The organism is uncultured Desulfovibrio sp. (assembly GCF_944324525.1).
In the GTDB taxonomy this organism is placed as follows: Bacteria; Desulfobacterota; Desulfovibrionia; order Desulfovibrionales; family Desulfovibrionaceae; genus Desulfovibrio.
The window spans coordinates 1-10,549 of sequence record NZ_CALUWS010000068.1 but is presented as its reverse complement, the minus strand read 5'-3'; the positions used below and the strand labels follow the sequence as shown (position 1 = coordinate 10,549).

The 10,549-nt window shown below is 66.8% G+C and carries 10 protein-coding genes; 3 read left to right on the top strand and 7 right to left on the bottom strand.

Annotated elements, in window-relative coordinates:
* Positions 1 to 200: 200 nt before the first annotated feature.
* The 7 genes from Q0K12_RS11785 to pyrR all read right to left on the bottom strand — a co-directional run bounded on the left by Q0K12_RS11785 (position 201) and on the right by pyrR (position 5,753).
* Positions 201 to 1,088, bottom strand: a complete 888-nt coding sequence (locus tag Q0K12_RS11785; protein ID WP_297263168.1) for a sugar kinase — start codon at positions 1,086 to 1,088, stop codon at positions 201 to 203.
* Positions 1,076 to 1,660: a DUF3343 domain-containing protein gene (locus Q0K12_RS11780; RefSeq protein WP_297263167.1), complete on the bottom strand. Its 585-nt coding sequence runs from the start codon at positions 1,658 to 1,660 to the stop codon at positions 1,076 to 1,078. Before Q0K12_RS11780 ends, Q0K12_RS11785 begins: the two co-directional genes overlap by 13 nt.
* 65 nt (positions 1,661 to 1,725) lie before the next feature.
* On the bottom strand, positions 1,726 to 1,938 hold the full coding sequence (locus Q0K12_RS11775; RefSeq protein ID WP_297263166.1) for a sulfurtransferase TusA family protein: 213 nt from the start codon (positions 1,936 to 1,938) through the stop codon (positions 1,726 to 1,728).
* Entirely contained in the window at positions 1,938 to 3,032 is a 1,095-nt protein-coding gene (gene yedE / locus Q0K12_RS11770) for a YedE family putative selenium transporter (protein ID WP_297263165.1), read from the bottom strand. Before yedE ends, Q0K12_RS11775 begins: the two co-directional genes overlap by 1 nt.
* Before the next feature lie 350 nt (positions 3,033 to 3,382).
* The gene (locus Q0K12_RS11765; RefSeq protein WP_297263164.1) at positions 3,383 to 4,588 is read right to left on the bottom strand and encodes a glutathionylspermidine synthase family protein; all 1,206 of its coding nucleotides are present in this window, start codon (positions 4,586 to 4,588) and stop codon (positions 3,383 to 3,385) included.
* Positions 4,589 to 4,590: 2 nt separating this feature from the next.
* Positions 4,591 to 5,010: a hypothetical protein gene (locus tag Q0K12_RS11760; protein ID WP_297263163.1), complete on the bottom strand. Its 420-nt coding sequence runs from the start codon at positions 5,008 to 5,010 to the stop codon at positions 4,591 to 4,593.
* A 194-nt stretch (positions 5,011 to 5,204) separates the two neighbouring features.
* The gene (gene pyrR / locus Q0K12_RS11755; RefSeq protein WP_297263162.1) at positions 5,205 to 5,753 is read right to left on the bottom strand and encodes a bifunctional pyr operon transcriptional regulator/uracil phosphoribosyltransferase PyrR; all 549 of its coding nucleotides are present in this window, start codon (positions 5,751 to 5,753) and stop codon (positions 5,205 to 5,207) included.
* A 155-nt stretch (positions 5,754 to 5,908) separates the two neighbouring features.
* On the opposite strand from pyrR, the gene Q0K12_RS11750 reads away from it, so the two are divergent.
* The 3 genes from Q0K12_RS11750 (at position 5,909) to mfd (ending at position 10,353) form a co-directional block, all read left to right on the top strand.
* Entirely contained in the window at positions 5,909 to 6,232 is a 324-nt protein-coding gene (locus Q0K12_RS11750; protein WP_297263161.1) for an IscA/HesB family protein, read from the top strand.
* Positions 6,233 to 6,251: 19 nt separating this feature from the next.
* Positions 6,252 to 6,575 (top strand): IscA/HesB family protein, encoded by a 324-nt coding sequence (locus tag Q0K12_RS11745; protein WP_297263160.1) that lies wholly within the window; start codon positions 6,252 to 6,254, stop codon positions 6,573 to 6,575.
* A gap of 331 nt (positions 6,576 to 6,906) precedes the next feature.
* A complete protein-coding gene (gene mfd, locus Q0K12_RS11740; protein ID WP_297263159.1) occupies positions 6,907 to 10,353 on the top strand; it encodes a transcription-repair coupling factor in 3,447 nt (1,148 codons plus the stop codon).
* The last annotated feature ends 196 nt before the right edge of the window (positions 10,354 to 10,549 follow it).

The window sequence follows — 10,549 nt, the reverse complement described above, 5'->3', positions numbered from 1 at the left end:
TCATCTGATCTGCAGCAGCATCTCCCACCTACGGTTTTACCCAGTCGAACCCCCAAACAAACAGTACGGCGCACGTACTGCTCACAGGCGAGCAGGCCGCCGAGCAGAGCATCCGTCCCCTCGCACAGGCAACGCAAAAAGGCGGGATCCCTCCCGCCTTTTTCTGTGTCGTTTTTCTGAAAAAAGCTCGCCTTGGCGCGTCAGCCGCGGCTGTCTTCCAGCTCCCGCAGCCAGTCAGGCGTCAGGGCGTCGGGCAGACGGCGGATGAGGTCGGCCACCGGCGTGTCGGGCCGGGGCTCGCAGAGGACGGCAAGACGGCGCGCGCTGCGGGACGCGGCCTGACAGGCGGCGCAGAGGGGCCAGCCCGCCGCGGCAAAGGCGGTGACGAGGCCGGTCACGATGTCGCCGGTGCCGCCGATGCACTCCATCGCCGGAACGGACGGGCTGTCGATGACGGCGCGCAGCTCGCCCTCGCAGACGATGTGATCCGCCGCGCCCTTGATGAGCAGATGACGCGGGCAGTTGCCGTGCGCAAGCACGCGTGCGAGCAGGGGAGGGATGTTGTGGTCCTCGGCCAGCAGGAAACCGCGCGTGTAGAAGGGATGCGGGGCTTTTTCGTCCGCGAGGAAGGCCAGTTCGCCCACGTCGGGCGTGAAGAGGTCGTAGGCGTCGGCGTAACCGCTCATCTTGGCGGCGTACATGAAACCCGCGTCGGCCAGCAGGAGCGGCGGCTGCGGCAGGGCCTGCAGGGCCAGCAGCACGCGATTGTGCCAGTCCGCATCCGGGAAAAGGTAATGGAAGGTCATGCCCCGCGGCGCGAGGCGGGCGGCATTGTCGCACAGCCAGGCGTAAAGGCGGCGGCTGCCGTCGCCCGTGCCGATGTCCCCGGCCAGCAGGGCGCGGGGAGCGTCCGTGCCGAGGGCCTCGCAGGCCAGCAGGGCGGTGGCGGCCAGCGCGGCGGTGCCGCGCTCCACGGTCACGCCGCGGCCGTCGGGCAGACGAAGGGTCGCGCCGTCCAGCCGCAGAGGGCCGTCAGGCAGGGCAAGGGAAAAGTCCGCGTCCGGCACGCTGCCTGCTATGCACCACATGCGAGTTGCCTCCTGGCTTCTTCAAAGGCCTTCTGCAGACTGTAGCAGCACAGCGTCTGGCCCAGACGCAGCGGCTCGGCGGCCGTCTCCAGCCTGTCGCCGCAGAGTTTGTGCGCCAGCCACGGCACGTCCGGGCAGCCGCCGCCGGAGATGTTGACGATGCGGCCGTCCCGCGTGTCCACGGTGATCTTCATGTTGGCCGCGCGCACCATGAGCCAGTGATCCAGCCGCTTGACCTGACAGAGCGAGACGGGCTCCAGCAGCTCGTCCGTGACCACGGCCACCTGACGCGGCTCCGGGCCGCCCTGCCGCAGGCATTCCAGCACGGCCGCCTGCCGCAGGAGCGGAAAGGCTATGACCATGTCGCAGCCGGTCCGCAATTGCGGCGGCGGGCCTTTGACCTCTACGGCAAAGCCGGCTTCGCGCAGGCGGCGCTCGGCCCGGATGACTTCGCCTGTCTGGTCAAAGACCAGCAGGGCCGTGGCGGCAGGAGACGCGGCGGACTTGGAGCGCTTGTCAGCGGAGGCGGCGGGCCGAAGCAGGGAGGAGAGACGTTGCAGCAGGGTCGGCATGGCGTTTTTCGGCGTTGTTTGTGCGGCGGACGGACGATGTGCGCCGTCCGCCGCGCGGTTGTGGGTCATTTACGGATGTCGAGACGGAAATCCGCCCCGTCTTCGGTGACGTCCACCGTAAAGCCGCCGTTGCGGGCGGCGCGGGTGACGTTCTCACGGCTGGCCTCGTTGTCCACCAGCACGGTAAAGCTGCCGCCGGGCGTCTTTTTGGCGGCGGTGAGGAAGAGGAGGACGGGCTGCGGGCAGGAAAGACCGCGTGCATCGATGAGTTCAGCCATCAGGCGCCTCGCTTGCAGTTGAAGAATCCGATGATCAGGCAGACGGCCAGTCCGCCCAGCGCGCCCAGCATGCCGTTGGGGCCGATGCCCGTGGCGCTGGAGGCGAAACCGAAATTGTGGGCCACGGCCGCGCCGAGGATGAGCCCGACCACGAAGACGGCGGCGTCGTTGTCGCCTTCCCCGGCCATGAAGAGCTGACGGCCGGGGCAGCCGCCCGCCAGAGCGAAGGCCAGACCGGCGGTGACCATGCCGAGGAAGTTCCAGAGGCTGTCGGTGTGGGCGATGGGCTGGCCTTCCATGCCGGGATGGAAGCCGCCCAGCGCGGCATTGAGCAGGAGGGCGCAGGCCAGCATGGCCAGCACGCCCAGCGCCAGATGCCATTGCCGGAAGAGCAGCACGTCACGGATGGCGCCCATGGTGCAGAAACGGCTGCGCTGGGCCAGCACGCCCACCACGAGGCCCGCCGCCAGCGAGAGCAGCACGGGCGCGTGCGCCGCGCCAGGGCCCTTGAGGGAGTAGAAGAGCACGCCGCTCTTGTCCTGTCCCTCCACCTGCGGATTGAGCAGGAGCAGGGCCAGCAGGGCCATCATGATGCCGGGCAGGATAAGCCCGCTCACCTTGCCCTGGCTCTGGCTGCGGCCCAGCGAGAAGCCCTGGCGGAAGAAGAGCGTGCCGATGCCCACGCCGACGATCAGACCGGCCAGACCGAAAAGCGCGTTGGCGTCCCCGCCGGCGAGCCGCATGATGACGCGCCACGGGCAGCCCAGAAAGACCAGCGCGCCGATGGCCGCCACCATGCCCAGCAACAGGCGGATGATGGGCGAGGAGCCGCCGCGCGCCCGGTATTCGCCGCAAAGCAGGGACGCGCCCAGCGCGCCCAGCACCATGCCGAGGATCTCCGGCCGCAGGTACTGGACGATGGCCGCGCGGTGCAGGCCGATGGCCCCGGCGATGTCGCGGTTGAAGCAGGCGACGCAGATCCCCATATTGCCGGGATTGCCCATGCGCTGCAGCAGGATGGCCAGCGCGCCCAGCACAAGCCCCGTGCAGACCACGCCCGCCGTGGTGGAAAAGAAGTTGGAACCGGTTTTCATGGAACCCCCTTGCGAAACGGATGACACAAGGCAGCGCATGACGATGCGCGTGATTCGCGTCAATGGCCCGGGGGACGGAAGACCGGTCAGAAGAGGGGAGGAGGAGCGTCGCCGCCAGCCGCCGCCAGCCGCCGCTTCCGTCCGAAGGCGCTCCACACCGTGGAGCGAAAGGATGGGCGTCAGTTGCGATACGTCGGCATTGCGCTGCTTCCTCCTGAGATGTCCGCCCTCCCTCTCTCGTGGGAGTACGGCGAAAGCAGCTTAGGCAAGCCCGTGGCAAAGGTCAAGGAGAGCGGCGGGAAAAGGCGTCCGTCCGACGTGTCCGTGTGGCGGTGCGGCCCCGGCGGGCTTCATGGCAAGGAGAGCAGATAGGGGCGCAGCGTCGGGCGGGTACGGATGTCGCCGTGATCGACGATATGTCCGATCATGGCGTCGTCGGTGGTGATGATCGGGCTGGGGCCGCGCCGGAAGCCCAGCCCGCAGGGGACTTCGGCGGAAATGAACACGCCCGCCTGATAGTAGTGCGTGCCGTCGCAGACCAGCTCCGCCTTTTGCTGATAGATGAGGGGCTGCCGGGCATAAAAGCCGTCGGTGCGGGTGACCGCCTGGCCATTTTCCCAAATGGTGATGTTGCGGCCCTCGCGGCCCCAGATGGGTTTGGCCACCTGGGCCACGTCCGGCAGGGGGGTGCCGGCGGCGGGCAGAAAGTGGGGATTTTCGGGAAAAAGGCGCTGCACATGGGCCAGCAGGGCCTTGCTCTGGTAGACGGCCGCGTACGGGGGATTGCAGACCACAAGGCCGGGGTCCCGCTCCATGCTGCGCAAAAGCTCGCGGGCCATCCGCTCGTCCTCAAGGAAGAGCAGATCCCAGGGGACCATCTTGATCATGAGATGGAATATCTTGTCGATGTAGGCGCCGCTCTTGTCCACGGAGCACAGGCCGTGATCCCTGTCGATGCAGACGTCCGTCCAGTGCAGATAGGTCCCCGTCAGCCCGGCGTGTTTCGCGGCGTCCTTGATGATGAAGGTGTTCAGATCATCCTCGCCGTCGGCGGCGTTGGTGAACAGGACGCCCCGTTCGGCATGGGCGGGGAGCAGTTCGACAAAGAAATCCCGCAACTGCTCGAAGAGGCTGTTGTACTGGAAATGGTCCGGGTCAAGCTCGTGGTATTTCGCCAGCGCGTACTGCAGGGAGGAGACCTCAAAGATGGAGAAGGGCGTATCGGCGTTGAATTCCAGCAGCTTGATGGGCAGACCGGCAAGCCCGCCCGCAAAGTCGAAGCGGCCCAGCATGTGCGGATGCCGCATGTACTCGCGGTAAGTGCGCTCGATGACCGGCACGGCATACTCCGGTATGCCCAGTTCGTCCAGACGCCGCGAGGCGATGAAGTATTCCGCCGCGCTGTCCACGTCCCGAAAGCAGCGCTCAGCCGCCGCGTAATAGGCGTCGGCCTCCTCCTGTGAGATGATGAGGATGTCCGAACACTTTCCCTCCTTCGGGTAGCCGAGGGCGTCGTACAGACTGTCCGGGAACGGAGGGAAACGGAACAGATCCATGCTCAGCTTCCCGAGCTCATGCCGCTGAAGCTGCCGCCGCGCGCCGTGATGTTGGCCCGCTGCGCACCGGACGAGACCGCGCCGTTCGACGAGCCGAAGAAGAGCGGCAAGAAGCCGGAAGACCCGCCGCCGTTGCTTTCATCGCTGGAGTATTCCGATGCTTTTGCCAGTTCCGCCTCCTCCCGCGCCTGCTTGACGGAAAGCGCCTTCCAGCCCGCCCAGCCAAGCGAGGCCAGCGCCAGAACGGCAAGGCAGCCGAAGAGTTTGGGAAACTTGCCCCTTTTCGCGGCGGAACCGTCCGCACCGGATTCCTGCTGTCCGGGGTCTTCGGGCCAGGGGGTGAGCATCGTGCCGCCCATGTGCGGATTGTCGCATGCTGTAGCCATGTCCGCCGGGCTTGTCCGGCTGAGAGATACGGTCATATCCTTTCCTTCGTACCGACGAAAAACAACAGTGTGGAGGACGCCGGGAGGGCGGCCCGGGGCATTTTCCGTTGGAAACGCCGCGCGTCTCCAACCCCCCTGTCCTTCCCGGAAAAAAACGCGGTTTTTCCGCTCGCTATGGGCCGGGCGGCGCTGTACCGCCTCGCGTCCCGCTGTTTTCAAAGGCAAAACGCCTATGCGCCGGCCTCATCTGCCCGGGAAAGGCGCACTTCGTCCAGTCCGTCCCGTTCCTCAAGCAGGACGTCGATGCGCTCCTCGCGGCGGGTGGCCACGCTGCGGCCGACGTACGTCGCCTGTATGGGCAATTCCCGATGGCCGCGGTCCACCAGCACGAGCAGCTCCACGCTGCGCGGCCGTCCGTAATCCTGCAGGGCTTCCAGCGCGGCCCGGATGGTGCGCCCGGTAAAGAGCACGTCGTCCACCAGCAGGATGTCCGCCGCATCCACGGGCGCGGGGATGCGGGACTGTCCCAGATGCGGCTTGCCTTCCAGGCTCGTCCAGTCGTCGCGGTAAAGGTTGATGTCCAGCGAGCCCAGCGGCAGCGGATGCCCCGTCCGGCGGGCGAGCAGTTCGGCCAGACGCCGGGCCAGATCCACCCCGCGGCGCTGGATGCCCACGAGCTGGAGGGTGTCGCACTGGCCGTGCCGCTCGTAGATCTGGCTGGCCAGCCGGTCGAGGGTGCGGGAAATCTCTTCCCTGTTCAGGATGACATGGGCGCTCATGTGGCCTCCTTTGGGGGATGCCGCCTGCGGATGCTGCGGCCTCAAAGGCTTCTAATCTTTTTTGCGGGACTTGAAAAGACGGGACAAGGCCGCATTGACAAGGACAGGGAGTGGACTTACTTCTCTACGACCGTAAAACAATGACCGGAGGAGCCATGCTCACGTTGACCGAACAGGCCGTCAAGGAACTGGAAGCTTTTTTTGCCGACCGTGACCGCGAACCCATCCGCGTGTACCTTGCCCCGGGAGGCTGCTCCGGCCCCCGGCTGGCGCTGGCGCTGGACGCGCCCGGCGATGAAGATCAGTCCATGGAAGCCGAAGGATTCAGTTTCTGCATCCGCAAGGAACTGCTGGATCAGGTGGAGGCCATCACCATCGACGCCTCGCCGCTGGGCTTCGAGCTGACCCCCAAGAACCCTCTGCCTTCTACGGGCGGCAGCGCCTGCGGCGGATGCTGCGGCGGCTGCGGCTCACATTAACCTACAGGGAGCGTACTATATGCTGACCGTATCCGAAGACGCCCGCAAGGAGCTTGAAGCTTACTTTGACGGGAAGGAAAAGAAGACCATCCGGGTCTTCCTGGCCCCGGGAGGCTGAAGCGGCCCGCGCCTTGCGCTGGCTCTGGATGAGCCTCTCGATTCTGACGACGTTATCGAGGAAGCCGGTTTCCGCTTCTGCATCAACAAGGAACTGCTTGCCCAGATCAAGGGTGTGAGCATCGGCATCAGCTACATGGGCTTCACGCTCGATCCCGAAGTGCCGCTGGCTTCTTCCGGCGACTCGGGGAGCTGCGGTTCCTGCACTTCCTGCGGTTCCCACTAATGCCGCATCCTGTTCCCGACAGGAGGGCATCCGCCGGGACGCCGGCAGGGCGTGCCGCCTTGCGGCGGCCGCAAGACTGAAGCGGGAAAGCCATGTACGCTACGGCGTCCATCCGCTTTCGTCGCAGTAAGAGGAGTTCGCGCCGGGCATGCCCTTGCCCGTCAAGGCGTAACTCGTGAACGTACGGGCGGCGGAGACGGTTTTGTCCGTCCCCGCCGCCATCGTCATGCCTGCCGGGCTGTCTGTCCTGTCCCCGCAGCGGCCGCCGTTTTGTGGCGGCGGCAGGCCGCAGGGACAAAAGCGGGCCCGAGGGCCCAGGTATCTCCATTGCATGACTGCGGAAAAACTCCTTCCCTTTCTTGAGGCCCCGGCAGGGGAGTGGCGTCTTGAGCGCAGCGGCATGGCCACGCGCTGCCGTCTGGCCGCCGAGGCGCTGGCGGCGGGGCGCAGCTCCTGTCTGCTCGTGCGCGACCGCGACGAGCTGCATGCCGCCCGTGCGCTGTTCTCCCTCTTTGTTCCCGACCTTTCCGCAGCCGATGCGCCGCTTGCCCGTCCGGCGTGGGATTCCCCCTGCCTCGTCCTGCCCGATACGGTGGGCATTCGGCAGGGACGGGACGTCTGGGCCGCGGGCATGGCCGCCTTTCGCGCGCTGGCGGGCGAGGGGCCGCACTGCGTGGTCACCGGGCCGGAAAGCCTGCTGCTGCGGCATCTGCCGCGGGATTTTTTCGTTCAGGCCGGTCTCGACCTTGCCCGCGGGCAGGACTTCCCGCCGGAACTACTGCTGGAGCAGGCCGTGGAGTGGGGCTATGAACGCGTCCCGCTGGTCAGCCGCCCCGGCGACATGGCCCGTCGCGGCGACATCCTGGATATTTTCCCCCCCGGTTATGCCCGCCCGCTGCGGCTGGAATTCTTTGGGGACGTCATCGAGGAGATCCGCCTCTTCGACCCGGAAAGTCAGCGCTCCCTCCAGCAGCTGGAGGAGTGCAGCCTGCTGCCGGTGCTGCCCTTTGCCTGCGCGCCGTCGGACATGCTGCGCTGGCGCGAACGGCTGGACGGCCTGTTCGCCCAGGGCCGCCTGAGCGAGAACCAGCATTACAGTCTCAAGAAAGCCCTGCACGGCGGCGGGGCCGGTCTCTTTCCGGGCTTGCTGCATGAAAATGCCAGCCTGCTGGAGGACTGGCTGCCGGAGGATGCGCTCTGGCTGTTGCCCGGCAGAGCGGACGCCGAGGATGACCTGCGCGAGGCCGTCCTGCGGCTGCACCGGCGGCTGGAGGAGGAAAGCGGCGATCTGGCGCAACCGGCCTCCCTTTGTCTGCGCCCGGATACGCAGCAGGCCCCGTGGCAGGGAAAGGTAGCCATCTTTGCCGAACCGCTGGTCATGGGCGTGGAAGAGCAGGGCACGGCCCTGCCGGAGCGGCGGCTGCACGGTTTCACCGATCTTTTCCCCCAGCCCGGCGCCACGGACAGGCCTTGGCAGCAGCTTGCCGCGGGCCTGCGGCAGTGGCAGGGCCAAAAACGTCAGGTCATCCTGAGCTTTGCCTCCGGGCGCAGCCGGAACAAATTCCTGAAGCTGGCCGAACAGGACGGCATCATGCCGGCGCTGCGTTACGCTCCGGACCGGCACGGCCTTTTTGCCCTGGTATCGGGCTTTCGCGGCGGGATGGATCTCGTCTGGGACGACAGCCTGCTGCTGGGTGAGGACATCCTCTATCCCCGGGCGGAAAAGACGCCGCGGGTGGCCTCCCGCGCCTTCCGGGGCATGGACAGCTTCGACGACCTCAAGCCCGGCGCTCTGCTGGTGCACAGAGACTACGGCATAGGCCGCTTCGCCGGGCTGGAGCACATCGACCGCAGCGGCACGGGCAATGACTTCCTGCTGCTGGAATACTCGGGCAACGACCGTCTTTATGTGCCGGTGGACCGTCTGAGCCTCGTGCAGCGCTTCAAGGGCGGCGACGGCGCGGAGCCCGCGTTGGACAAGCTGGGCGGTTCCGCCTGGGCCGGCGGGCGCGAGAAGGCCCGCAAGGCCATTGAGAAGATCGCCGCCGACCTTGTGGAGATGTATGCTTACCGCAAGGTGGCCAAGGGCTTCCGCTACGACCCGCCGGGCGAGCTCTACCGCGAGTTCGAGGCCACGTTCGGCTTCGAGGAGACGCCGGATCAGGCCCGCGCCATCCAGGACGTGCTGGACGACATGGACAAACCCGAACCCATGGACCGCCTCGTCTGCGGGGACGTGGGCTTCGGCAAGACGGAGGTGGCCCTGCGGGCGGCCTTCCGCGCGGCCTCCGAAGGACGGCAGGTGGCCCTGCTCTGTCCCACCACCGTACTGGCCGAACAGCATTTCCAGACCTTCCGGGCCCGGCTGGCCGGTTTCCCGGTCAACGTGGGCCTGTTGAGCCGTTTCGTGCCGCGCGCCCGCCAGAAAGAGACGCTGGCCGCGGCCGCCGCCGGACAGATCGACATCCTCATCGGCACGCACCGTCTGCTGTCGGCGGACGTCAGCCTGCCGCACCTGGCCTTGCTCATCCTGGACGAGGAACAACGCTTCGGCGTGCGCCACAAGGAAAAGCTCAAGGCGCTCAAGAAAAACGTGGACGTGCTGACCCTGACGGCCACGCCCATACCGCGCACCCTGCAACTCTCCATGTCCGGCATCCGCGACCTCTCCGTCATCGAGACCGCGCCGCAGGAGCGCAAGCCCGTGGCCACGGCCGTGCTGCGCCGGGACGAGAACGTCCTGCGGCAGGTGCTGGAACGGGAGATCGCCCGCGAAGGACAAGTTTTCTGGGTCTACAATCGGGTACAAGGCCTGCCGCGCGTGGCCGAATACGTCCGCAACCTCGTGCCGCAGGCGCGCGTGGGCATGGCGCACGGCCAGATGGGCGAAGTGGAGCTGGAAGAGAACATGCACAAATTCTGGCACGGGGAGCTGGACGTCCTTGTCTGCACGTCCATCGTGGAATCCGGTCTGGATTTCCCCCGGGCCAATACGCTAGTGGTGGATCAGGCGCAGATGTTCGGCCTCGGCCAGCTCTATCAGCTGCGCGGCCGCGTGGGCCGCAGCGACCGGCAGGCCTACGCCTTCTTCGTCGTGCCGGATGCCGAACGCCTTTCCGACGTGGCCGAAGAGCGCCTGCGCATCATCATGGATATGGATTATCTGGGCGCTGGCTTCCAGGTGGCCATGGAAGATCTGCGCCTGCGCGGCGCGGGCAACATCCTGGGCGAGGTGCAGTCCGGACACATGAGCCGGGTGGGCCTCGATCTCTATCTGGAGATGCTGGAAGAGGCCGTCTCCCGCCTTAAGGGCATGCCCGCCGCCACCGTGGCGGAAACGGAACTCAATATCGGGCTGCCCGCCCATATCCCGCAGGAGTACATCGCCGACGGCCGCGAACGCCTGCGCTGCTACAAGGCGCTTTCTTCCGCCGTGGACGGCGCCGCCCGCGAGGAGGTGGCCCTCTCCCTGCGCGATCGCTTCGGGGCCTTCCCCGTGGAACTGGAAAACTTTCTGGCCGTGCTGGACTTCAAGCAGTTTTTGGGCGAGCTGCAGGTGCAGCGGGCGGACATCACCCTGGATCACGTCAAACTGGTCTGGGCGGACGGACAGGATGCCGTGTCCCCGGAAAAACTCGTGGCCCTGGCCGCCGAGACGCCCGGCGCGCGCCTGCTGCCCCCGGCCGGGCTCTTCTGCCCCCTGCCGCAGGGCATGAGCGTGGGCGAGGGCCTGAACGCCATCCGCGCCAAACTGGAGACCGCCCGCCTGCCCCGTTAGGGGCTGTCGGCATGATGCGTTCTTGTTTGGGGGAAGGGGAACCCCTCGCTCTGCTGTCGATGCCCGTAAGGCTCCTGCGTCACCTAACGGGCACGGCCCTGCGGGCCGCCTTTCGGTCGCGCTCTGCTGTCGATGTCCGTAAGGCTCCTGCGTCGCCTAACGGACACGGCCCTCCGGGCCGCCTTTCGGTCGCGCT

Coding starts and splice junctions, on each gene's coding strand:
- yedE (WP_297263165.1), bottom strand. CDS start 3,032: ATGAAAACCGGTTCCAACTTCTTTTCCACCACGGCGGGCGTGGTCTGC.
- mfd (WP_297263159.1), top strand. CDS start 6,907: ATGACTGCGGAAAAACTCCTTCCCTTTCTTGAGGCCCCGGCAGGGGAG.
- Q0K12_RS11750 (WP_297263161.1), top strand. CDS start 5,909: ATGCTCACGTTGACCGAACAGGCCGTCAAGGAACTGGAAGCTTTTTTT.
- Q0K12_RS11785 (WP_297263168.1), bottom strand. CDS start 1,088: ATGTGGTGCATAGCAGGCAGCGTGCCGGACGCGGACTTTTCCCTTGCC.
- Q0K12_RS11775 (WP_297263166.1), bottom strand. CDS start 1,938: ATGGCTGAACTCATCGATGCACGCGGTCTTTCCTGCCCGCAGCCCGTC.
- Q0K12_RS11765 (WP_297263164.1), bottom strand. CDS start 4,588: ATGGATCTGTTCCGTTTCCCTCCGTTCCCGGACAGTCTGTACGACGCC.
- Q0K12_RS11760 (WP_297263163.1), bottom strand. CDS start 5,010: ATGACCGTATCTCTCAGCCGGACAAGCCCGGCGGACATGGCTACAGCA.
- pyrR (WP_297263162.1), bottom strand. CDS start 5,753: ATGAGCGCCCATGTCATCCTGAACAGGGAAGAGATTTCCCGCACCCTC.
- Q0K12_RS11780 (WP_297263167.1), bottom strand. CDS start 1,660: ATGCCGACCCTGCTGCAACGTCTCTCCTCCCTGCTTCGGCCCGCCGCC.